The sequence below is a fragment of the Kitasatospora sp. NPDC022856 genome (genome assembly GCF_055561235.1).
Map to the genome: position 1 here is coordinate 145443 of NZ_JBVHHE010000002.1, position 22928 is coordinate 168370.

Annotated in this window: 19 protein-coding genes; 6 read left to right on the plus strand and 13 right to left on the minus strand. The window is 74.4% G+C overall.

Annotation, left to right across the window (positions count from 1 at the left end; translation table 11 throughout):
* Positions 1 to 21: 21 nt before the first annotated feature.
* Complete coding sequence (locus ACZ34W_RS03660) at positions 22 to 1299, plus strand: sensor histidine kinase (RefSeq protein WP_465601425.1); 1278 nt, start codon at positions 22 to 24, stop codon at positions 1297 to 1299.
* Positions 1296 to 1916 carry a response regulator transcription factor gene (locus ACZ34W_RS03665; RefSeq protein ID WP_329488741.1) on the plus strand — a complete coding sequence of 207 codons (621 nt, stop codon included), beginning with the start codon at positions 1296 to 1298 and terminating at the stop codon, positions 1914 to 1916. Before ACZ34W_RS03660 ends, ACZ34W_RS03665 begins: the two co-directional genes overlap by 4 nt.
* A 33-nt stretch (positions 1917 to 1949) precedes the next feature.
* On the opposite strand, the gene ACZ34W_RS03670 is transcribed toward ACZ34W_RS03665, so the two are convergent.
* The 4 genes from ACZ34W_RS03670 to purD form a co-directional block, all read right to left on the minus strand.
* Positions 1950 to 2849, minus strand: a complete 900-nt coding sequence (locus ACZ34W_RS03670) for a phosphoribosylaminoimidazolesuccinocarboxamide synthase (protein ID WP_465601429.1) — start codon at positions 2847 to 2849, stop codon at positions 1950 to 1952.
* Positions 2850 to 2955: 106 nt separating this feature from the next.
* The gene (locus tag ACZ34W_RS03675) at positions 2956 to 4497 is read right to left on the minus strand and encodes a N,N-dimethylformamidase beta subunit family domain-containing protein (RefSeq protein ID WP_465601432.1); all 1542 of its coding nucleotides are present in this window, start codon (positions 4495 to 4497) and stop codon (positions 2956 to 2958) included.
* Positions 4498 to 4717: 220 nt separating this feature from the next.
* Entirely contained in the window at positions 4718 to 6301 is a 1584-nt protein-coding gene (locus ACZ34W_RS03680) for a hypothetical protein (RefSeq protein ID WP_465601435.1), read from the minus strand.
* 543 nt (positions 6302 to 6844) lie between these two features.
* Positions 6845 to 8092 carry a phosphoribosylamine--glycine ligase gene (gene purD / locus ACZ34W_RS03685; RefSeq protein ID WP_329488745.1) on the minus strand — a complete coding sequence of 416 codons (1248 nt, stop codon included), beginning with the start codon at positions 8090 to 8092 and terminating at the stop codon, positions 6845 to 6847.
* Positions 8093 to 8565: 473 nt separating this feature from the next.
* Between purD and ACZ34W_RS03690 the strand changes: the two genes are divergently transcribed.
* Positions 8566 to 9351 (plus strand): SLATT domain-containing protein, encoded by a 786-nt coding sequence (locus ACZ34W_RS03690; protein WP_380388881.1) that lies wholly within the window; start codon positions 8566 to 8568, stop codon positions 9349 to 9351.
* 129 nt (positions 9352 to 9480) lie between these two features.
* Here ACZ34W_RS03690 and ACZ34W_RS03695 read toward each other — a convergent pair whose 3' ends face one another.
* From ACZ34W_RS03695 to ACZ34W_RS03705, 3 genes are all read right to left on the minus strand, one after another.
* A complete protein-coding gene (locus ACZ34W_RS03695) occupies positions 9481 to 10128 on the minus strand; it encodes a hypothetical protein (protein ID WP_329488746.1) in 648 nt (215 codons plus the stop codon).
* A 114-nt stretch (positions 10129 to 10242) separates the two neighbouring features.
* Positions 10243 to 11337: a GntR family transcriptional regulator gene (locus ACZ34W_RS03700; RefSeq protein WP_329488747.1), complete on the minus strand. Its 1095-nt coding sequence runs from the start codon at positions 11335 to 11337 to the stop codon at positions 10243 to 10245.
* Between the two features lie 158 nt (positions 11338 to 11495).
* Positions 11496 to 12293, minus strand: a complete 798-nt coding sequence (locus tag ACZ34W_RS03705) for a carbon-nitrogen family hydrolase (RefSeq protein WP_329488748.1) — start codon at positions 12291 to 12293, stop codon at positions 11496 to 11498.
* A gap of 172 nt (positions 12294 to 12465) precedes the next feature.
* Between ACZ34W_RS03705 and ACZ34W_RS03710 the strand changes: the two genes are divergently transcribed.
* Entirely contained in the window at positions 12466 to 13287 is an 822-nt protein-coding gene (locus tag ACZ34W_RS03710; RefSeq protein ID WP_359808961.1) for a maleylpyruvate isomerase family mycothiol-dependent enzyme, read from the plus strand.
* Between the two features lie 75 nt (positions 13288 to 13362).
* On the opposite strand, the gene ACZ34W_RS03715 is transcribed toward ACZ34W_RS03710, so the two are convergent.
* From ACZ34W_RS03715 to ACZ34W_RS03725, 3 genes are all read right to left on the minus strand, one after another.
* Positions 13363 to 14793 carry an MFS transporter gene (locus ACZ34W_RS03715; RefSeq protein WP_465601441.1) on the minus strand — a complete coding sequence of 477 codons (1431 nt, stop codon included), beginning with the start codon at positions 14791 to 14793 and terminating at the stop codon, positions 13363 to 13365.
* 61 nt (positions 14794 to 14854) lie between these two features.
* On the minus strand, positions 14855 to 16087 hold the full coding sequence (locus ACZ34W_RS03720) for a M64 family metallopeptidase (RefSeq protein WP_329488750.1): 1233 nt from the start codon (positions 16085 to 16087) through the stop codon (positions 14855 to 14857).
* A 289-nt stretch (positions 16088 to 16376) separates the two neighbouring features.
* Positions 16377 to 17609, minus strand: a complete 1233-nt coding sequence (locus tag ACZ34W_RS03725) for a benzoate/H(+) symporter BenE family transporter (RefSeq protein WP_465601444.1) — start codon at positions 17607 to 17609, stop codon at positions 16377 to 16379.
* 215 nt (positions 17610 to 17824) lie between these two features.
* On the opposite strand from ACZ34W_RS03725, the gene ACZ34W_RS03730 reads away from it, so the two are divergent.
* On the plus strand, positions 17825 to 18214 hold the full coding sequence (locus ACZ34W_RS03730; RefSeq protein WP_329488752.1) for a hypothetical protein: 390 nt from the start codon (positions 17825 to 17827) through the stop codon (positions 18212 to 18214).
* A 116-nt stretch (positions 18215 to 18330) separates the two neighbouring features.
* Here the strand turns inward: ACZ34W_RS03730 and ACZ34W_RS03735 are convergent, their stop codons facing one another.
* The 3 genes from ACZ34W_RS03735 to pdhA are packed head-to-tail and all read right to left on the minus strand — an operon-like array spanning position 18331 to position 21889.
* Positions 18331 to 19746, minus strand: coding sequence for a dihydrolipoamide acetyltransferase family protein (locus tag ACZ34W_RS03735; protein WP_465601449.1), 1416 nt, complete (start codon positions 19744 to 19746; stop codon positions 18331 to 18333).
* Positions 19747 to 19760: 14 nt separating this feature from the next.
* Positions 19761 to 20735 (minus strand): alpha-ketoacid dehydrogenase subunit beta, encoded by a 975-nt coding sequence (locus tag ACZ34W_RS03740; RefSeq protein WP_329488754.1) that lies wholly within the window; start codon positions 20733 to 20735, stop codon positions 19761 to 19763.
* Positions 20735 to 21889 carry a pyruvate dehydrogenase (acetyl-transferring) E1 component subunit alpha gene (pdhA, locus tag ACZ34W_RS03745; protein ID WP_465601452.1) on the minus strand — a complete coding sequence of 385 codons (1155 nt, stop codon included), beginning with the start codon at positions 21887 to 21889 and terminating at the stop codon, positions 20735 to 20737. Before pdhA ends, ACZ34W_RS03740 begins: the two co-directional genes overlap by 1 nt.
* Positions 21890 to 22268: 379 nt before the next feature.
* Between pdhA and ACZ34W_RS03750 the strand changes: the two genes are divergently transcribed.
* Complete coding sequence (locus ACZ34W_RS03750; RefSeq protein ID WP_329488756.1) at positions 22269 to 22928, plus strand: response regulator transcription factor; 660 nt, start codon at positions 22269 to 22271, stop codon at positions 22926 to 22928.

The following is a 22928-nucleotide window of genomic DNA, read 5'->3' on the forward strand; positions in this document are numbered from 1 at the left end:
ATCGAAGGGGGAGCGGGAGAGATGAGCGTCCTGACGCCGAGACGGCGCTGGAAGGGGTCCAGCAAACCCCAGCGCACCGAGCTCTACCTCCGCTGGTCGCTCTACTTCATCCCGCTGATCCTGCTCCCGATGATCGTGCTGGCCATCGCCGCCCCCACCGGCCGGGAGGACACCCGCGGCAGCGCCCAGGTCTGCGTGGTCGTCGGCCTGGCCACCACCCTGCTGACCCTGCGGGCCCTGCGCACCTCGCTCGACCACTACCTGAACCGGCCGACCGACCACCTGCGCCGGCTCCTCACCCTCGGCGTCGTGACGATCGCAGGCTCCTGGGCGGTCCTGCTGCTCGGCCCGGCCGACGGCGGACCGGACAGCCCGGGCGCGCCGCCGTTCACCGTCGTGGTCGTCTCCCTCCTGCTGGCCGCCGCCTTCTGCCCGGTGAGCGTCGGCCTGCCGGTGCGCCGGGCCTGCCTCACCGGGGTGACGGCCCAGCTCCTGGTCGCCCCCGCGGCCCTGCTCGCCGGGCTCGACGGCGCGACCACGGCCGGTCTGCTGGTCGGCAACCTGATCGCGCTCACCTTCATCGGGTCCAGCTGCCGCAGCTTCGCCTGGCTGCAGTCCGTGGTCTGGGAGCTGGACGCCGCCCGCGAGGCCCAGTCCAGGCTGGCGGTGGCCGAGGAGCGGCTGCGGTTCTCCCGGGACCTGCACGACGTGATGGGCCGCAACCTCACCACCATCGCGCTGAAGAGCGAACTCGCCGCCCAACTGGCCCGCCGCGGCCGGCCGGAGGCCGCCGACCAGATGGCCGAGGTGCAGCGGATCGCCCAGGAGTCCCAGCGCGAGGTCCGCGACGTCGTCCGCGGCTACCGCACGGCGGACCTGCACGCCGAGGCGATCGGCGCCCGCGCCGTGCTGCGCGCCGCCGACGTGGCCTGCGAGATCGACCTGGGCGAGGAGCCGCACGAACTGCCGCTGCCGGTGCAGTCGGTGCTCGGCTGGGTGATCCGCGAGGCCACCACCAACACGCTGCGCCACAGCGAGGCCGCGCACTGCTCGATCCGGCTGCGCCGCGAGGACGGCCGGGTGGTGCTGGAGCTGGAGAATGACGGGGTGCCGGCCGTGCCGGTCCCGTCCCAGGGCAGCGGGACGGGCCTGCACGGGCTGCGCGAGCGCCTCGCCGCCCACGACGGCGAGCTGACCCTCCCGGAGGCCGGGCCGGGCCGGTTCCGGGTGCTCGCCAGCGTCCCGCTCCGGCCCCCGTCCGCCACCGCACCGCTCCCGTCCGGAAGAAGGCCCCGATGACCGAGACCGATCCCGTGCGCGTGCTGCTCGCGGACGACGAGCACCTGATCCGGGGGGCGCTGGCCGCGCTGCTCTCCCTGGAGGACGACATCACCGTGGTCGCCCAGGCCGCCTCCGGCCCGGAAGCGGTGGCGATGGCGCAGGCGCACCGCCCGGACATCGCGGTGCTGGACCTCCAGATGCCCGGGCTGGACGGTATCGAGGTGGCCACCGAACTGCGCCGGCTGCTGCCGGACTGCCGCTCCATGATCGTCACCGGGCACGGCCGACCCGGCTACCTGAAGCGGGCGCTGGAGGTCGGCGTGCGCGGCTTCCTGCCGAAGACCGTCTCGGCGGCGGACCTCGCCGGAATCATCCGCACGGTGCGCGCGGGCGGCCGCTACGTGGACCCGGAGCTGGCGGCGGACGCGATCAGCGCGGGCGAGACCCCGTTGACCCCGCGCGAGACGGACGTCCTCGAACTGGCCGCCGACGGCACCTCGATCGCCGGGATCGCCGAGCGCGCGGCACTCTCCCAGGGCACCGTCCGCAACTACCTCTCCTCGGCCGCCGGCAAGCTGGGCGCCGAGAACCGCCACGCGGCGGTGCGGATCGCGCGCGAGCACGGCTGGATCTGAGGACCCGGCCGTGCCCGCGCGGACAGGTACCCCCTAGGCCCAGGAGGTACTGGTCAGCCGCTCGTAGACCTCGATGTACTTGGCCCTGGTCTGCTCGACGACCTCGGCCGGGAGCTCCGGCGGCGGCAGCTCACTGGCGCGGTCCCAGCCGGAGGCCGGCGAGACCAGCCAGTCGCGGATGAGCTGCTTGTCGAAGGACGGCTGCGAGCGGCCGGGCTGCCAGTCGTCGGCGGGCCAGAAGCGGGAGGAGTCCGGGGTGAGCACCTCGTCGCCGATCACCAGCTCGCCGTCGGCCAGGCCGAACTCGAACTTGGTGTCCGCCAGGATGATGCCGCGCGACCGGGCGATGTCCCGGGCCCGGGCGTAGACGTCCAGGGTGGTGCGGCGCAGCTGGGAGGCGAGTTCCGCACCGATCCGGCGGGCGGTCTCCTCGTAGGAGACGTTCTCGTCGTGCTCGCCGACGTCGGCCTTGAGGGCGGGGGTGTAGATCGGGGCGGGCAGCTCGGAGCTGTTCACCAGGCCCTCGGGCAGCGCGATGCCGCAGACCGTGCGGTCCGCCTCGTACTCCGTCAGGCCGGAGCCGGCCAGGTAGCCGCGGGCCACGCACTCGACCGGGACCATCTCCAGGCTGCGGCAGACCAGCGTGCGGCCCTTCCAGTCGGCGGGGGCGCCCGCCGGGACCTCGGTGGAGATCACGTGGTTGGGCACGATGTCGGCGATCCGCTCGAACCACCACAGCGAGAGCTGGGTCAGGATGCGGCCCTTGTCGGGGATCTCGTTGGGCAGGACCCAGTCGTGCGCCGACATGCGGTCGCTGGCGACCATCACGAGGTCGCCCGACTCGGCGCGGTAGAGGTCGCGCACCTTGCCGGTGTGCAGGTGGACCAGGCCGGGCACCTGGACCGGCTCGGGCTTGGTGACAAATCCGCTCAAGGTCGTCTCAGTCCTCAGGGGTCGTTCGCGGGCGTGCGGCGCGAAAGGGGAGGTCAGTGGACCCGAGTCTGTCACGAACGCCCGTCGGGGCCCCGGCCGGGCGCCCTCAGGCGTTCTTGCAGAGGCGGTCCAGCAGGTTGGCGGTGGCCCGCTGGATCCGCTCGTCGGTGAGGCCGGGCCGGTCCAGCGCGGGCGACCACGCGAACGTCCCGGCGGCGAAGACGTACGCGCCGCTCGGCGCCCGGTACAGCGAGGTCTCCTGGTACCGGGTGCGGCCGGCGAGGTCCCGGTACGGGGAGTGCGCGAGCAGCACGCGCTCGGTGTGCCGGGGCAGCGCCACCTTGGGGTAGTACCGGTCGGCCTCGCCGGCGACCAGCCCGGGCAGCTCGTCGCCCTCCTGGACGCCGGTGCCGTCCCAGAGCCAGTGCGCGGTGTGCCGGGCGACCAGCGGGACGGGGGAGGCGACCCGGCCGGAGTACTGCAGACCGAGCAGGTGCTGCTCCGGTTCGCCGGCGTCCCGCCAGAGCGCGCTGGCGGCGCCGCCCACCCCGGTGGCCGGGCTGCCGGGCTCGACCTTCTGCCGCTTGCGGCAGTTGAGCAGCCGGTTGGGCTCGCCGGACGGCGCGGGACTCAGCTCGACCCGCCAGTACATGGTGTTGGCGGAGAGGAAGACCAGCGAGGTGCCGCCGTCGCGGGCCCGCTCGACCGTCCGGCGCATCGGCTCCGACCAGTACTCGTCGTGGCCGGGGAAGACCAGCGCCCGGTGCCGGGCCGGGTCGACCAGGCCGGCGTGCAGGTCGGTGGCGGTGGCGTAGGAGAGGTCGTAGCCGTAGCGCTCGGCCCAGCGGATGAAGTCGTAGGCGTGGCCGACGTGCAGCGGCAGGCCCGCGGTGGCGTGCGGGCGGTCGAAGGAGACGGTGACGGCCGCGTCCCGCTCGCCGACCAGCCGGCCCCGGTCGTCCCAGGCGTGGTACAGGCTGGCGCCGCTGCGGCCGTCCTCAGGGAAGAGGTTGTAGGCCTGCCAGGTCACGTCCGGGATCACCAGGAGCAGCTCGGCGGCGTGCGCCTGGTCCTCGAAGTCCCGCACGGTGAAAGGGATGTGGCTGCGGTGCAGCATGTCCGCGGTGGTCAGGACGGCGACGTAGGCGCCGGGGCGCCAGTGGGTCGGGATCTGCAGCCGCCAGGAGTGCCACCAGTGGTGGCAGGAGACCGTCCGCCCGGCCACCAGCGGGGCCGGCTGGGCCAGTCCGGCGATCAGCGGGCTGGACGTCATGTGGTGCGCACCGTCGCCGCCGTAGTGGCCGATCCGGTAGACGTCGACGGTGAACTCGCGGGGCGGGTTGACGGTGACCCGGAAGTCCACCGAGCCGCCGGGGCGGACCACGCCGGCCGAGGCGAACCCCTTGATCTGCTGCACCACGTCGTTGGCCCCCTGCGGGGTGCCGACCGGCGGCTTCGGTCTGGCACCGCCGGCCAGCGGCTGCTGGCCCGGTGCGTCCACCGAGACGTACCAGGGGACGGCGCCCTCGGCCCCGGCCAGGTACTGGTCCGGGCTGCGGAGCCAGGGCAGCGGGCCCTGGCCGAAGGGGTCGGAGACGCTGTACGCGTGCGTTCCGGACTCCCAGCGGCGGTTGAGTTCCGTCCCCACGCGCCCCTCCCACAAGGTGCACCCTCCGCCGGTCGGCATGTGCCTCCCGGATGTGCGTGCGGTCAAATACACCACAGAGTGCTGGCGCTGCGTCACCCATCGGTAGCAACTGGTGTCCGGGAATCTTCCGGTCCGCCGGTGGAGGGGCTCCGGCCTGCGAAGACCTGCCGCCGGGGACCGGCCCGGGGGCGCGAGCCCCGGTACCGAGCGCCCTCCGGGCTCAGAGTCGGACCGGCTTCTCCAGCCGGACGTCGGCGGCGTCCAGCCAGGCCCGCAGCGGGCCGTCCTGGCCCTGCTCGACGGCCTGGGCGATCGGCCCGGCCAGATCGGTGCGGCGCACCCCGCCGATCAGCAGCACCGGCCCGTCCAGCCAGTCCAGGCCCGGGGTGGCCCCGGCGGTGTCGACGGCGGCGCAGCAGACCATCGCGGTGACGTGGTCGACCAGCAGGTCCCGCCCGGTGCGGACGGGTTCGAGCAACGGGGCGGGCGCCGTGGTCCGGGCCAGCTCGGCGGTGAGCGCGGCCGCCAGCTGCTCGCCGCCGCCCTCGGCGAGCCGGCCGAGCAGCCTGGTCACCGTCGGGGCGCCGGGGCGGGCCTGCGGGGCCAGCCGGTCCAGCGCGGACTGCAGCGCGGTGGCGCGGGCCCGCCAGCCGGCGTCCACCACCTCGGCCGGGTAGTCGGTCCACTCGACCTCGCGCCAGGCGCCGGAGGCGGGGCGGCCGAAGAACAGCTCGGCGGCGAGCAGCGAGACCGCCTCGTCCACCGTGCCCGGCTCCTCCAGCAGGTCGCAGGCGGGGCGGTCGCCGAGGCGGCTGCCGTACCCGTCGGCCAGCCGGTCGCGCCGGGACAGCTCGGTGAGCGCGGCGACCACCCCGGCGTTGAGGTGCGCGGGGTGCCGGCCGAGCCGCCAGGCGGGCAGCGCGACCCGGGTGAGCAGCCGGTCCCAGCCGGCGTAGGCCAGGCCGACCTGCTCCTGGGCGGCGATCCGCAGGCCGTAGTCGACCGCCCGGGCCTGCTCGGAGGCCCAGCCGGCGACGGCCCGCTCCAGCTCGGCGGAGTGCGCCCGGCAGGCGCGGAGCAGCCGGCGGGTGATCCGGTCGGTCAGCGCGGCCGGGCCGCGGCGCCCGCGCGGGGCGGCGGGCGCGGGGGCGCCGACCACACCGGGCCCGGGGGCGGCGTCCAGGCTGGCGTCCAGACCGCGCAGGAAGCGGCGGGCGGCGGCGATGTCCGGGTCGGCGGCGGCCCCGGTACCGGCCACCACCGGGGCGAGCAGGGCCCGCAGCTCGCCGGCCCGCATCCACCAGAGGAACGGCGAGCCGATCACCAGCACCGGCGCGGGCGGGTCCTGCTCGTGGCGCGACGAGTGGCGCGACGAGCGGCCGGTGCCGGCCGGTCGGCCCGGCGGGACGTCCTCCAGCCAGCTGTCGCAGTCCGGGGTGAGGGCGATCGCCGAGGGCGCGGGGACCGCCAGCCGGTCGGCCAGCTCGTCGATCAGCCGGTACAGCTCGGGGGCCTGGGCCCGGTCAAGCGGGACGACCGGGGTCTGCGGCGGGACGGCCCCGCGGTGGGCGCGGGCGGCCAGGCCCGCGACCAGCAGGGTGGCGGCGGCCACCGCGCAGACCACCCAGCGGACGGCGTCCCAGGCGGGTGCGTCGGCGGAGCCTGGCGCACCGAGCCGGCCGGTGAACCGGCCCGCGAGCAGGACCACCGCCGCGGCGGCGGGCAGTACGGCGGTGGCCAGGGCGATCCCCCGGACCCGCAGGACCGCTTGGGCGTGAGCGCGCGCGGTGTCGACAGCGGCCATACGGTGCGGCACCCCCTTCGGAGCCCTCGGGCACCCGGCGACGGGGCCCTGAGCCGACTCGAAACGATCAGTTCCGACCGGGAATCGGCGGCGTCCGATCCCGGTAGTACATGCTGCGTGGCGCTTCTGACATTCTTGACGCCCTTGTCCGGGTGGGTGTTCCGGATCGCCCCGGTTTCCACTCGTCCCGGTGACGGTGCCCGGATTCCGGACGACCGCGCCGCGCGCCGTGCAATGCGGCCCGGGCGCGCCGGTCCGGCCGGACGCCGTCCAGCATCCCCCCGCGCGACCGCCGCTACCCGGTGCGGCCGCGCACGACGCGGCCCCCGGGACCGCGGACCAGCGCACCATAAGGCCGGGCGGCCGGTTGCGTCAGCCGGATGCGGCCGCTGTCACTCGATGGGCTGGATTCCGGCCGCCGAACGGTGCGGCGGCCCCGGAACCGCTCCCGTGCCACCCGGCCCGGAAACGCCGCGGGGCGCTGCGTCCATGGGGGTTGTTTCCCCTCGGACGCAGCGCCCCGGAACGCGGCGAAAAGCCCTGCTACTGGGCGGCCTTGAGCGCGATGTCGGTGCGGTGCTGACCACCCTTGAGGCTGATCCGGTCGACCGCCGCGTACGCCCGGCCGCGCGCCTCGGCGAGGTCGACGCCGGTGGCGGTGACGGAGAGGACCCGGCCACCGGCGCTGAGCACCCGGCCGTCCTCGTCCGCCGCGGTGCCGGCGTGCAGGACGAACGCGGTGCCGTCGGCGGCCTCGGCCTCCGCCAGGCCCTCGATCACGTCGCCGGTGCGCGGCGCCGCCGGGTAGCCCTCGGAGGCGATCACCACGGTGACGGCGGCGCCGTCGTCCCAGCGCAGCGGCTCCAGCTGGTCCAGCGCGCCGGTGGCCGCACCGTGCAGGACGGCCGCCAGCGGCGTGCGCAGGCGGGCCAGCACGACCTGGGTCTCCGGGTCGCCGAAGCGGGCGTTGAACTCGATCACCCGGGTGCCGCGCGAGGTCAGCGCCAGGCCGGCGTAGAGCAGGCCGGAGAACTCGGTGCCCCGGCGGCGCAGCTCGTCCACGGTGGGCTGCAGGACGGTCTCCAGGACCTCCTCGACCAGGCCCTCGGGCGCCCACGGCAGCGGCGAGTAAGCGCCCATGCCGCCGGTGTTCGGGCCCTCGTCGCCGTCCAGCGCGCGCTTGAAGTCCTGCGCGGGCTGGAGCGGGAGGACGGTGGTGCCGTCGGTGATCGCGAACAGCGAGACCTCGGGGCCGTCCAGGTACTCCTCGATGACCACGCGCTCGCAGGAGGCGGCGTGGGCCAGCGCGGCCTCGCGGTCGGAGGTGACCACGACGCCCTTGCCGGCGGCCAGGCCGTCGTCCTTGACCACGTACGGCGCGCCGAAGGCGTCCAGCGCCTCGGCGGCCTCGGCGGGGGTGGTGCAGAGGTAGGAGCGGGCGGTGGGCACCCCGGCGGCGGCCATGACGTCCTTGGCGAACGCCTTGGAGCCCTCCAGCCGGGCGGCCTCGCCGGACGGGCCGAAGACCGGGATGCCGGCCGCGCGCACGGCGTCGGCGACGCCCGCGACGAGCGGGGCCTCCGGGCCGACCACGACCAGGTCGGCGTCGAGCCGCCGGGCGAGCGCAGCGACCTGCGCACCGTCCAGCTGGTCGACGGGGTGGACCGTCGCCACCTGCGCGATCCCGGCGTTACCCGGGGCACAGTGCAGCTCGGTGACGGCGGAATCTTGGGACAGGGAGCGGCACAGGGCGTGTTCGCGGGCGCCGCCGCCGATGACGAGGACCTTCACGGTTGGCAAGGGTAGTCGGTGGCCGGTTCGCGCCGACCTCCGGTCCCGTCGGAACCTCCAGGCGGAGCCGTCCGTACGCCGCCGGTCTCGGAGGATCATCCAAACCAGGACGGGGCCGGTGCACCCGGGGTGCCCGGGTCAGGACAGCGGGTCACCGGGGGCTCGCTCGGACGGGTGAAATCTCGCCGACCGCCGCAACCCCCTCACCTCGGCATCCGGGCTCCGAATCCGGTAACGATCATTGGTGAAGCGCCCCCACGGTCAGCCATTTGGCGGTAAGAAGTGCTGATGGACAACCGCCGGCCACCGGCCGGTACGCCGTCCCGGGGCACCCACACTCGCCCGGGGGCGCCGTGTGTTCCGATCCGTCGTCCGGCGTTTCACGGCCCATCAGGTCGATGACTCGTCAGGAGGACGCGTCGGAGGACGCGATGTCAGACCCAGCAGTCCGCCCGCCACAGGGAGCCCCACAGGTGAGCCAGCCGGAAATGCAGCCCGAGGAGAGTGCCTGGGGCAAGGAGATCGGCGAGGAGGACCCGCCCCCCGCCGCCGTCGCGCCCCGGGCCGACACGCGTCGCCGGGCCGATCTGAGCGCCCGCCAGTTCCCCCTCGGGGACTGGGGCGAGCCCGCCGAGCGGCTGGAGGAGCTCTACCGCTGGTCCGAGGAGCGGGCGGTCGAGGCGATCGACTGGTACCGCCGGGACCGGGTCTGGAAGCGCCGCTGGGCACGTCTGCTGAGGTTCGGCACGGCCGGCTTCGTGGTGGGCGGCGTCACCGCGCCGCTGGTGGACCTCACCGGCACCGTCGCGAACGCCACCAGCTGGGGCTACGTCGGCCTGGCGCTCGCCGCGGCCTGCTACGGCGCCGACCGGGCGTTCGGGCTGACCTCCGGCTGGATGCGGGACGTCTCCACCGCGCAGGCGCTGCAACGCCGCCTGGAGGCCTTCCAGTTCGACTGGGCGTCGGAGTGCGTGCGGGAGGTGCTCGGCCCCACCGAGGGCACCGCGGGCGAGGCGGCCGAACGCTGCCTCGGGGTGCTGCGGCGGTTCTGCGAGGACGTCTCGGACATGGTCCGCACCGAGACCTCGGAGTGGATGCTGGAGTTCCGCGCGGGCATGACCCAGCTGCCCACCCAGGCCTCCGGCAGCTGGGGCGGCCGCAGCGAGTCGGGGATCGGCGCCCAGGTGCGGATCCTGCCCCCGCCGGGCACCCGGCCCACCATGCCGCGTCAGCGGCCGCCGGAGGGCCCGCTGCGGTAGCGGGGACGGCGCGCGGAGGCCTTCGAGTCCCGGACGCTCGCGGACTCGGACGTTCTTCGCGGGCCCGGACGTTGGCGGGCCCGCAGACCGACGGGCCCGCGGAGCCGGGTGGCTCGCGGGCCCGTCGGCTCAGGCGAAGACGATCATCGAGCCCTGGGTGAGGCTGCGGGTGGCCGCCGCGTACAGGCCCGCCCAGGCGTGCCGCTCCCGGGCGAAGGGGTGCAGGTCGTCCAGCGGCGGGCCGAACGGCTGCTCCAGGCCGGTCGGGCCGAGCGGCCGGGTCGGGTCCGGCGGGTCGGCCGGGTCGATGTCCAGCGCCGGGGCGATGGCCTGGAGTTCGCGCAGCAGCCCGTGGCTGGAGCCCAGCGGACCGCCGGAGGCGAGCAGCGCGTCGTCCACCAGCGGAGCCGCGAACTCGATCGGCACGTAGGCCCCGGCGTGGTCGAAGTGCCAGACCAGGTGCGAGTGTTCCGCGCTGCTCTCGAACATCTCCAGCAGCTGCTCGTAGTCGCCGCCGAGCGCGTCCACCGGCGTGATGTCCAGGCCGGTCAGGCCCAGCAGGTAGGCGCGGCGCAGGAAGTGCAGCGAGTCGTAGTCGAAGGCGGCTATCGGCTCGACCGCCCCGCTTATCCCCGGGACGAACTGGTAGACCGGCACCTCGGGCAGCCCGTGCGCGGTCAACACGGCGTTGTACAGCGCGAGATCGTCCCGGAAGGGGTTGTCGGGGCTGTGGCTCAGCACGTCCACGAGCGGGACGAGCCAGAGGTCGCAGGCCATGGGCCGGCTCTTCCTCTCCGGGCGGCGGAGTCGCCCGCGCGAGCGGGTGACGGGTGGGCGGGTCGGGGTCCGGACGGTCGGTACGGGGACCGCCCGGGGCGACGACCGCCCACCCTACCGGCCCGGCGCGCGGTGCGGGCCGGGCCGCCCCTCGGACAGTTGGCCGGCCGACGGGTCGGCCGGCCGGCGGCCGAAGCGCCCGTACGGCACCGAACGCGGCTGCGGCACCAGGCCGAGGCCCAGCCCCAGCTCGCGGCCGAGCTCCCGGCCCAGCTCCCGTTCGCGGCCGCGGCCGCCCTCCGCCGCCCGCTGCGGCTCCGGCCTGCGGCCCGCCTCCGGGCCCGCCGACACCGGCGAAGGGACGGAAGGGACGGAAGGAACGGAAGACCTGCCGGCCGGCACCGGTGAGGCAGCCGGTCCGGACGGCCCCGGCCCACCCGACCGGGCGGCCGGCGGCGCGGCCACCGGCGCCGCGTCGAGCCCGGCGGTCAGCAGCGGCAGCACCCCCACCGACTCCTCCGACTCCCCGGTCAGCCCGGCCAGCGCCCGCACGGTGAACAGGTTGTACTCGCAGACGATCCGGTGCGCGCCCGCGAGGTCCTCCCGCTCGATCGCCTCGACCAGCTCGACGTGGCGGTCCCAGCAGAACCCGCCCAGCGTCGGCATCGCCCGCAGGTACGGCGCGGCGAACATCCAGGACTGCACCCGGAGCCAGTCCAGGTAGTCCCCGATCCGGCGGTTGCCGAGCAGGCCGGCGACCTCCTGCCAGAACCGGCGGTCGCAGCCCACCATGACGTCCAGGTTGCCCGCCCGGACCGCACCGACCGCCGCGTCCGCCCGGCGGCGCAGCGAGGGCAGCCGGGCGGCGTCCGGTGTCGCCGGGCGGACCGCGAGCTGGCGGAAGCAGCTGTCGGTGAGCAGCACCCGGGACTCGAAGATCTCCAGGAAGTCGGCCCAGCCGAACTCGGGCACCGTGAAGCCGCGGTGGTGCTCGGCCCGGAGCAGCCCCTGCGCGCCGAGGTCCACCAGCGCCTCGCGGGCCGGGGTCGCGGAGACGCCGTACAGCTCGGCGATCTCCTTGACGGTGAAGTTGCGGCCGGCCGCCAGCCGGCCGGCCATCATCTCCTCGCGCAGCGCGCCGGCGATCTGCTCGCGCAGGCTGTTGCGCTGGATCACGGTGCTGGTGTCGCCTGCGCCGGTGCCGTACATGCGCGCGACCTCCTCGGGCAGGCTCGACGGTCTGCCTCGGGACAGGCCGGCTGAAGAACGGCGGGTAACACGACGAAGGCTCATCTTCTCAAAAATGCCGCCGCCCCGTACAAGCCTCCCGTATGCCCCGGAAAGCCCCGCTCACCCGGCCGGGGGCGTCACCGCTGGACGGGGGCCGGGATGCCCAGCAACCGGTCCCGGTGGACCGGGAACTCGGCGCGGGCCTTGCCCACCTCCGCGGGGTCGAAGTCCACGGTCAGCACCTCCTCGCCGGCGCCCGCCTCGGCCAGCACCCGGCCCCACGGGTCCACCACGATGCTGTGGCCGGCCTGCTCGACCCCGCCGTGCGTCCCGGCGGTGTTGCAGGCCAGGACGTAGGCCTGCTCCTCGACCGCGCGGGCCCGGCTCAGCAGCGTCCAGTGCTCGCGCCGCCGCGCCGGCCAGGCCGCCGGCACCACCATCAGCTGGGCGCCCGCGTCCAGCAGCGCCCGGAACAGCTCGGGGAACCGCAGGTCGTAGCAGGTCGCCAGGCCGAGCGTGGCGAAGTCGGTGGCGGCGGTGACGATCTCCTGCCCGGCACCCATCACCACCGCCTCGCCGCTGTCGAAGCCGAAGCGGTGGATCTTGCGGTAGGTGTGCACGAGCTCACCGTCCGGGGCGAACAGCAGCGAGGTGTTGTAGATCGGCCCGTCCGGGTCGCGCTCGACGATCGACCCGGCGTGCAGCCAGACGCCGGCCGCCTTCGCGGCGGCGGCCATCGCGTCCGAGGTGGGCCCGTCCAGCGCCTCGGCGCCGTCCGACCAGAGGTCGTACGCGAAACCGCCCAGCGCCCACAGCTCCGGCAGGACCACCAGGTCGGCCCCCTGCTGGGCACGGACCAGGGCCGCCGCGCGGGCCCGCCGCTCGGCGGGCGGCTCGGCGTCGGAGACCGCGAGTTGGATCAATGAAGCGCGCACAGTACCACCGTCCACGGCAAGAGTCCTACGATCGTCACTCGAAAGCGCTGCCCTGTTCTCACCCGGCAGCGTAACGTGCGGTTAGCGTGTGCGCCCGGAAGCCGGACTTTCCCGTCCGACCCGAAAACAGGGCGCGCGTGGCAGGGCAGCTGACGGAGGGCCGGAGATTCCCGTGACGGACAACCAGACCGTGCAGGCTTACACCGAGGCGTGGACGCAGTCCATCGAATCGATATCGGAGCTGGTGGCCCCTCTCCCGGAGGGCTCCTGGAACCGGGCCACCGAGTGCCCCGGCTGGTCGGTCCGGGACATCGTCTCGCACGTCATCGCCGTCGAGTCCGAGCTGCTCGGCGACCCCCGCCCGATCCACTCGCTCCCCCGCGACCTGCGCCACGTCACCACCGAGTTCGCCCGCTACATCGAGCTGCCGGTCGACAAGCGCCGCTGCCACACCGCGCTGGAGATGACCGGCGAGCTGGAGTACACGATCATCCGCCGCTCCCGGGCGCTGCGCAACGCCCGGCAGACCCCGTCCGAGCCGGTCCGCTTCCCGGGCGGCCCGCTCAGCCGCGACCTGCCGTACCACGAGCTGCTGCGCCACCGGGCCTTCGACGTCTGGGTGCACGAGCAGGACCTCCGCCGGGCCCTCGCGGTGCCGGGCAACCTCGCCTCCCCGGCCGCGCTGCTCGCCCGGGACGTGCTGCTGGAGTCGCTGCCCAAGGCCGTCGCCCACCGGGCCGGCGCCCCGGCCGGGACGGCCCTGGTGCTGGACGTCACCGGCCCGGTCGAGTTCCTGCGCACCGTCCGGGTCGACGCCGCCGGCCGCGGCACGGTCGACGAGTCGATCAGCCTCGCCCCCGACGTGCAGCTCACGATGGACTGGGAGACGTACGCCCGGCTCGCCTGCGGCCGCGGCCGCCCGGGCCCGGTCACCGTCGAGGGCGACCAGGAGCTGGCCTCGCGGGTGCTGGCCAACTTCGCCGTCACGGTCTGACGACCCGGCGCGGCCCGCACGGCCCCGGCCGCGCCGGCCGCGCCGAACGGCCGGCCGGTTGTCGGAGGCGGGCCGTCAGACGCCCGCTGCCGCGCCCCGCTCCCGCTCGGCGACCTTGCGCCGCAGCCGCAGGATCATCAGGGTGCCCGCCGCGAGCGGCACGTAGAGCCAGCAGAAGGCCCAGCGGAAGGCGTCGGCGGAGTAGCCGCCGGTGCCGGCCGGGGTGAGGGCGTCCAGGAGGACGCCGATGCCGAACAGGGTGATCATCGTGCCGATGAAGCCCCCCATGTTGACGATCCCGGAGGCGGTGCCGAGCCGCTCCACGGGGTTGCGCGCACGGGCGTAGTCCAGACCGACCAGCGAGGCCGGGCCGTTGCTGCCCATCACCAGGAGGATCCCGACCAGCAGCCAGAGCGGTGGGTGCCCGCCCGGCCAGGCCAGCACCAGCGCCCAGCCGAGCGCGGTGGCGGCGATCACGGTGAGCACGATCGGCATCCGGGCCCGGGCGGTGCGCGAGAGCACCCGGCCGAAGAGGAGGCCGAAGGACATGTTGGCGAGCACCAGCAGGGTCAGCAGCCCGCCCGCCGCGGTGCGCGACATGCCCTGGGCCTCCACCAGGTAGGGCATCCCCCAGAGCAGGCCGAAGGCGTTGCCGGGGAACTGGGTGGTGAAGTGCACCCAGAGGCCGAGCCTGGTGCCGGGCTCCGACCACGCCAGCCGGACCTGCCGGCCCACGCCCGGCCGGAACGGCGCACCCCCCGGCCCGACGCCCCCCGGCCCGGCGGCCGCGGCCCGCTGCGGCGCGCCCGCCGGAGCCTCCCGCAGGAAGAGCGCGACCAGCGCGAACACCGCCACTCCGAGCAGCGCGATCGCGGTGAAGGTCGGGGTCCAGCCCTCCCGGTGCAGGGCGTCGGCGAGGACGACGGTGGTGACCAGGTTCCCGCCCATCCCGGCGAGACCGGTCAGCTGGGCGACGAACGGGTTCTTCGCGGCCGGGAACCAGCGCGCGGCGATCCGCAGCACGCTGATGAAGGTCATCGCGTCACCGCAGCCGAGCACCGCCCGGGAGGCCAGCGCCGGCCCGAAGGAGGAGGAGAACGCGAAGGCGAGCTGCCCGGCGCTCAGCAGCAGGACGCCGAGCAGCAGCACCCGGCGCGGGCCGAACCGGTCGACCAGCAGGCCGACCGGTATCTGCATCGCCGCGTAGACCAGCACCTGGAGGATCGAGAAGGTGGAGAGCGCGGAGGCGCCGATCGCGAAGCGGTCGGCGGCGTCCAGCCCGGCCACCCCGAGACTGGTCCGGTGGATCACCGCGAGGACGTACACGCTGACGCCGATGGACCAGGCCAGCCAGGCGGCCCGGCCGCCGGGCGGCGCCGGGATCCCGGTGGCCGGGGGCACGGGGGCCGCCGGGGGCACGGGGGCCGCCGGGGGCGTCGGCCCGGCGGTGGCCGGGGGAGCGGGAACGGACAGGGGGCGGGCTGAACTGGCGGGCTCCACGGACATAGTGTCCCCAGATTAGTCATCCCATCATTCGACCCTCGGTCCGGGGCGGGGCGGGCCCGGCTCAGCCGGTGACCGTCCAGGAGACCGTCCTGGTCATGTAGCGGTCGCGGAAGGCCTCGTCCCGGACCCAGTCGGTGGTGTCCCGGACGGTGGCCGTGACGGTGGCGCTCTGCCCCGGGAACAGGTTCAGCGCGGCGGTGTCCAGCCAGCTGCGGTCCGGCGCCTGCGGCTCCACCGCGGCGCCGTCCACCTTCCAGTCCACCTGCAGCGCGCGGGTCCCGACCAGCGGCAGCGGCCGGACCTCCAGCCGGGGGCGGCCGGTCACCTCGCCCGGGGCGGGCACGGGTGTGTCGGTCGGCCGGATCCGGCGGTAGATCTCCTCGATGATCGCCTCCCGCGAGGGCAGGTTGTAGGCCCCGCCGAGGGTGCGCATCACCGAGTCCTGGGTGGGCCGGTAGATCCCGTTGGCGCTGCGGTAGGCGCCGATCGTGCCGCCGCCGTCCGGGGACTCCGCGCCCAGCCAGCGCCACCACTTGGTCTGCTTGCGGCGCATGTCGTCGGCGTTCTCGGTGGCGAGGTTGGGGTAGTCGGCGTCGTCCGGCGCGCTGTCGTACTCGTCACCGAGGTCGCCCACGGTGTGCCCTATCTCGTGCTGGATGATCCGCCCCGCGTCCGGGCTGCCGCCGGCCAGGGTGGTCACCCCGGTGCCGCCGGCACCCCCGTACTCGCTGGAGTTGGCCAGCGCGATCAGGTACTGCGGGCCGTCGCCCTCGCCGGCGTAGCGCGCGGTGGCGGCCTCGTCGGCGCAGAGCAGCCGGGCGGTGCCCTCGCACCAGAAGTGCATGCCGAGCGGGGTCCCGGGGTTGCGGCCCCGGCTCTCGGTCTCGGCGATGCCGGAGTCCGCCGAGACGACCTCGACCCGCCTTATGTTGAAGAACCCCTGGTAGCTGCGGAACGGCTCGATCTCCATCAGTGCCCGCCAGGCCCGGTCGGCCTGGGCGCGGAAGAGCTCCTGCTCGTCCGCGCTGTAGCCGTCGCCGAGCAGCACCAGCGTGATCCGGTTCGCCGGGTCCCCGGTCCGCCTTATGTCGACGGTCGGGGCGGCGCCGGCCGCGCGGAGGTCGGCCCGCCGGGCGGTGTGCGGCGGCACCGCCCGGTCGGCGGGGGCACCCGGCCCGATCACCCCGAAGGGCGAGGGACCGGCCAGCTCCAGGGCGGCGGGCAGTACGGCGGTGGACACCAGCACGAGCGCGGCCAGACTCCGGACGAGCCGGCCAGGGTTGCCAGGCGGCATACGGGTGCGTCCTCGGGGATCCGGTCACCCGGCGTCGCCCGGGTGGTGGACGCGAAGACGTACCCGAACCGGCGTGTCACCCTCACCGTCCGGCGAAAATGTCACCGCCCTGGCCGAACGACCCGAATCACCCCGGTCATACCTATGAGTCCGATCAGGTGGATGATTCGGGTGGCCCGTGACCCACCAGCGCCACCTCCGGCGGAGCCGGCCCATCCCGTGACCCCCGGCCGAGCACTCCACCGGCCGAGCACACCACCGGCCTGGGGCGCCCCGGCCGCGCAACGCCTCAGCCGCGCCGCTTCGGCCCCGCCCGGAGCACCAGATGGGTGCCCAGCCCGAGCAGCAGCCCCCAGAACGCCGAGCCGATGCCGAGCAGGCTCATCCCGGAGGCCGAGGCCAGGAAGGTCACCACCGCCGCGTCCCGACCGCCCTCGTCGGCGACGGCCGCGGCCAGGCTGCCCTGGAGCGAGGCCAGCAGGGCGACCCCGGCGATCACCGCGATCAGCTCTTTCGGCAGACCGGTGAACAGGCTCACCAGCAGCCCACCGAAACTGCCCACCAGCACGTAGAGCAGACCCGCCGACATCCCGGCGACGTAGCGGCGCCGCGGATCGGGGTGGCTCTCCGGCCCGGCGCAGATCGCCGCGGTGATCGCGGCCAGGTTCACCCCGGGCGAGCCGAACGGCGCCAGCAGGACGGAGACCCCGCCGGTGGCCCCGATCAGCAGCCGGTCGTCCGGCTGGTAGCCGAAGGCCCGCATCACCCCCAGGCCGGGGGCGTTCTGCGAGGCCAGCGCCACGATGGTGAGCGGCAGCGCCAGCCCCACCATGGCCGGCCCGGAGAAGGCCGGCACGGTGAACACCGGCACGGTCGGCCCGCCGGACCCGAGGTGCACCGGCAGCCCGACGGTGACCGCCGCCAGCACCCCGCCGGCCAGCAGCGCGACCGGTACGGCGTACCGCGGCGCCAGCCGCTTCGCCAGCAGGAAGGCCGCGAAGCTGCCGAGCACCAGGGCGGGCGCGCCGTGGACGGCGCCGAAGATGCCGGCGCCGAAGGAGAACAGGATGCCCGCCAGCATCGCGTTGACGATCCCGGCCGGGATCGCGGCGATCAGCCGGCCGAACAGCCCGGTGACACCGAACAGGGTCACCAGCGCCCCGCTCACCAGGAAGGCACCGACCGCCTCCCGGTAGGGGTACGCGCCGAGGCTGGTGACCAGCAGCGCGGCGCCCGGCGTGGACCAGGCGGTGATCACCGGCGTCCTGGTCCACCAGCTGAGCAGCAGACCGGGCAGCCCGCTGCCGATGGCCACCGCCCAGATCCAGGAGGCCGTGTGCGCCTCGTCCAGCCGCCCGGCCGAGGCCGCCGCGAGCACCACCACGAGCGGGCCGGAGAACGACACCGCGATGCACACCAGCCCGGCCAGGAGGGCGGGGAGGGAGACGTCCCGCCGCAGCGAGCGGCGCTCCTCGGGGTCGGTCCGGCTGTCCGCCGAACGGGTTATCAGCTCCTCTGCCATGGCGGCAGTATCGCGGAGCGGGCACCGGCGGCGGGCCTTTCGAAGAATCCCGGAGGACTTCCGGATCCACCCGCAACCTCCGGCGGGGCCGCGCGTCCTTGGAAGTGGAGGGCTGGAGAGCGAGCCGGGAAGCGCCGGGGGGCGCTACCGGCCGACGGGGGCAGGACCGGCCACCTCCACCCACCATCGGCTTCATGACTGCGGGGAGTCACGTCGTGCGCATGCCTGTTTTCTCCACTTATGCGAAGAATGCCCGCCCGCGCTCCACCCGCCGCCGGCTCGCGAGCGTCGCCGTCGCCGTCGTCCTCGCCGGCTCCGTGCACCTGCTCGCCACCGAGACCGCCTCGGCCCACGGGCCCGGCCCCGGCACGTCGGCCGTCTGGCAGGTGTCCGGACCGCCCGCCCCGACGGCGACCCTCGGCGCTCCCGGGGCCGCCGTCGGCGCGCCCGCCTTCGGCCCCACCGCCGGCGGGCCGACCGGCATGCCGGAGCAGGCCCCGACCGGCACCGCCGTCGGGATCCTGACGGCCGGTCTCGGCGCCGTGCTGCTGGTGCTCGGCCTGGGCGTCCGGTACGCCGGGCGCCGGCTGCGCGCCGCGCGCTAAGGCTCCTCCGGTGTCCGGTGTCCGGTGTCCGGTGTCCGGTGTCCGGTGTCCGGAAAGGCCGAAGGGCCCTGCTCCGCACTGTCGTGCGGAGCAGGGCCCTTCCTCGGTCCGGCCGGTCAGCCCCAGGTGATCAGGCGCTTGGGGTACTCCAGCAGCGCGGCGACGTCGGCCAGCACCCTGGAGCCCAGCTCGCCGTCCACCAGGCGGTGGTCGAAGGAGAGGGCCAGCGTGGTGACCTGGCGCGGCACCACCTTGCCCTTGTGCACCCACGGCAGCTCCCGGACCGCGCCGAAGGCGAGGATCGCGGCCTCGCCCGGGTTGAGGATCGGGGTGCCGGTGTCGACGCCGAAGACGCCGACGTTGGTGATGGTGACGGTGCCGCCCTGCATGTCGTTCGGCGAGGTCTTGCCCAGCCGGGCGGTGTCGATCAGCTCGCCGAGCGCGGCCGCCAGACCGGACAGCGTGCGGCCGCCCGCGTCCTTGATGTTGGGGACGATCAGGCCGCGCGGGGTGGCCGCGGCGATGCCGAGGTTCACCTGGCCCCTGATGACGATCTCCTGGGCCGCCTCGTCCCACTGGGCGTTGATCTCGGGGTGCCGCTTGATCGCGGTCAGCAGCGCCTTGGCGACCAGCAGCAGCGGGCTGACCCGGATGTCCCGGCCCAGCTCGCCGCTCTCCTTGAGCCGGCGGACGAACTTCATCGTGCGGGTGACGTCGACCTGGACGAACTCGGTGACGTGCGGGGCGGTGAAGGCCGAGGCCACCATCGCCTGCGCGGTCGCCTTGCGGACGCCCTTGATCGGCACCCGGACGTCCCCGGTGCCGGCGGTCGCCACGACCACCGGCTCCACCGGTGCCACCGCGGCCGGCTCGGCCGGGGGCGCCGCGACGGCGGCCGCCGCGGCGGCGTGCGCGTGCACGTCCTCGCGGGTGACCACGCCGTCCGGGCCGGTCGGTGTGACGGCCCGCAGGTCGACGCCGAGGTCCTTGGCGAGCTTGCGCACCGGCGGCTTGGCCAACGGCCGGTCACCGGTGGGCTGGGCCGGTACCACCGGCGCGGCAGCCACCGGCGCGGCGGCCACCGGGGCCGGCGCGGGAGCGGCCGGAGCCGGGGCGACCACGGTGGTCGTGGTGGTCCGGCGGGCCCGGCGCTGGGTACCGCCGGTCCGCGGACCGTAGCCGACCAGCACCTCGCGCCGGGCCGGCTCGGCCTCGGCGGGAGCGGCCACCGGGGCGACCGGGGCGGCCGCGGCCGGAGCGGCGGCGCCCGCCTCCCCCGCCACCGCGACCGAGATGATCACGGTGCCGACGTCGACCGTCGCGCCCTCGGGGAAGAACAGCCGCTCCACCACCCCGTTGAACGGGATCGGCAGCTCCACGGCGGCCTTGGCGGTCTCGACCTCGCAGACGACCTGGCCGTCCGTCACGGTGTCACCGGGCTTCACGGACCAGCTGAGGATCTCGGCCTCGGTGAGGCCCTCGCCCACGTCGGGCATCTTGAACTCGCGGAGCGAGCGAACTTCGGTGGTCATCTTCGCTCCCCGGTTCAGTACGCGAGCGCGCGGTCGACGGCGTCGAGCACGCGGTCCAGGTCCGGCAGGAAGGCTTCCTCGACCCGGGACGGCGGGTACGGCGCGTGGTAGCCGCCGACCCGCAGGATCGGCGCCTCCAGGTGGTAGAAGCACCGCTCCGTCAGCCGGGCGGCCAGCTCGGCGCCCATGCCCAGGAAGACCGGCGCCTCGTGCACCACGATGCCGCGGCCGGTCCGCTTGACCGACTCCTCCAGGGCGGCGAAGTCCACCGGGGAGAGCGAGCGCAGGTCGACGACCTCCAGCCGGCGGCCGTCCTCCTCGGCGGCCGCGGCGGCCTCCAGGCAGACCTTGACCATCGGGCCGTAGGCGATCAGCGTCGCGTCCGTGCCGGGGCGCACGATCCGGGCGTCGTACAGGCCCAGGTCGGCGGCGTCGCCGACCTCGCCCTTGTCCCAGTAGCGGCGCTTGGGCTCCAGGAAGATCACCGGGTCGTCCGACTCGATGGCCTGGCGCAGCATCCAGTGCGCGTCGTGCGCGCTGGACGGCGAGACCACCCGCAGACCGGCGGTGTGCGCGAAGTACGCCTCGTGCGACTCGCTGTGGTGCTCGACCGCGCCGATGCCGCCCGCGTACGGGATGCGGATGGTGACCGGCATCTTGACGTGCCCGAGCGCGCGGGCGTGCATCTTGGCCAGCTGGGAGACGATCTGGTCGAAGGCCGGGTAGACGAACCCGTCGAACTGGATCTCCACCACCGGGCGGTAGCCGCGCAGCGCGAGGCCGATCGCGGTGCCGACGATGCCGGACTCGGCGAGCGGGGAGTCGATCACCCGGCTGTCGCCGAAGTCCTTCTGCAGGCCGTCGGTGATCCGGAAGACGCCACCGAGCTTGCCGATGTCCTCGCCCATCAGGAGCGTCTTCGGGTCGTTCTCCAGCGACTTGCGCAGCGCCTCGTTGAGCGCCTTCGCGATGCTGAGCTGAGCGGCCATCAGAGGTTCTCCCCCGCCTCGAAGGAGGCCGCGTACTCGGCGTACTCGGCCCGTTCCTCATCGACCAGTGTGTGCGGCTCGGCGTAGACGTGGTCGAAGATCAGGGTCGGGTCCGGGTCCGGCATGGTGCGCACGCCCTCGCGCACCCGCAGCCCCAGCTGCTCGCTCTCGGCCTCGATCGAGGCGAAGAACTCCTCCTCGGCCAGGCCCTCCTTCTCCAGGAGCGCCCGGAGCCGGGTGATCGGGTCCTTGGCCTTCCAGGCCTCGGTCTCCTCGGAGGGGCGGTAGCGGGTGGGGTCGTCGGAGGTGGTGTGCGCGCCCATCCGGTACGTGAACGCCTCGATCAGCACCGGACCGTTGCCGCTGCGGGCGTGGTCGAGCGCCCAGCGGGTGACCGCCAGGCAGGCCAGCACGTCGTTGCCGTCGACCCGGACGCCGGGGAAGCCGAAGCCGGAGGCGCGGCGGTACAGCGGGATCTTGGTCTGGGTGGTGGTGGGCTCGGAGATCGCCCACTGGTTGTTCTGGCAGAAGAAGACCACCGGGGCGTTGTAGACCGAGGCGAAGGTGAAGGCCTCGTTGACGTCGCCCTGGCTGGAGGCGCCGTCGCCGAAGTAGGCGATCACCGCGTCGTCCGCGCCGTCCTTGGTGATGCCCATCGCGTAGCCGGTGGCGTGCAGGGTCTGCGCGCCGATCACGATGGTGTACAGGTGGAAGTTCTTCTCGTTCGGGTCCCAGCCGCCGTGGTTCACGCCGCGGAACATGCCGAGCAGGTTCAGCGGGTCCACGTCGCGGCACCAGGCCACGCCGTGCTCGCGGTAGGTGGGGAAGGCGTAGTCACCGGTGCGCATGGCCCGCCCGGAGCCGACCTGGGCGGCCTCCTGGCCGAGCAGCGAGGCCCACAGGCCCAGCTCGCCCTGGCGCTGCAGCGCGGTGGCCTCGGCGTCGAACCGGCGCACCAGCACCAGGTCGCGGTAGAGGGCGCGCAGCTCGTCCGGGGTGGTGGTGAGCGGGTAGTCCGGGTGCTCGATCCGCTCGCCTTCCGGGGTGAGCAGCTGTACGAGCTCCGGCTGGGCGTCCGTACCCGTGGCGCGGAGGGTGTCAGGGACGCCGGGGGCCGCCTTCTTGCGGGCCCTCGCCGTGCTTTTGACGGTCACGTTCACTCCTCGGTCTGTCCGGCCGCCCGGGGTCGCCGGTGACCGGTCCGGTCACCGCCTCGCGGGGCGCGCGTGGGTGTGCGCACCGACTGCAAGGCAGGTGGTGATCCTGTTCCGACGGCGTCCCTCACGAGAACGTTACCCAGCGGCAGCCCTTGGCGCGCTTGCGCTAGGACGTCCTACTTGTTCAGGGCCTACAACTGCGGGTGTGGCGCAGCTCTCAATTCGGTCGCCTTCAGGACACCTGCGCACGTTATCCGGGCGGAGCCCCGTTCGTAAGGGGGTTACCGGCATCGCTTTCGACTGATCTGGCCGGATAGCGTTCCGGGGGCGGTGCGGGCAATAGGTCGCTCCTGCGCCGATATGGGAGGCTTTACACGTGACTGATAACGGACAGATCAGGGTATTTCTGCTCGACGATCACGAGGTGGTCCGGCGGGGCGTCCACGATCTCCTCTCGGTCGAGGACGACATCGAGGTGGTCGGCGAGGCCGGGACGGCCGCCGAGGCGATCACCCGGATCGCCGCCGTGCACCCCGACGTCGCGGTCCTCGACGTCCGGCTGCCGGACGGGAACGGCGTCGAGGTCTGCCGGGAGGTCCGCTCCCGGCTGCCGGAGATCAAGTGCCTGATGCTGACCTCGTTCTCGGACGACGAGGCGCTGTTCGACTCGATCATGGCGGGCGCCTCCGGCTACGTCCTGAAGGCGATCCGCGGCACCGACCTGATCACCGCCGTCCGGGACGTCGCGGCCGGCAAGTCGCTGCTCGACCCGGTGGCCACCAGCCGGGTGCTGGCCCGGCTGCGCGACGGCGGCGAGAAGGAGGACGAGCGACTGTCCCAGCTCACCAAGCAGGAGCGGCGGATCCTCGATCTGATCGGCGAGGGGATGACCAACCGTCAGATCGGCAACGAGCTGCACCTGGCCGAGAAAACGGTCAAGAACTACGTCTCCAGTCTGCTCGCCAAGATGGGCATGGAGCGGCGCACCCAGGCGGCCGCCTTCGTGGCACGGCACCAGGCCGACCAGCAGCACTGA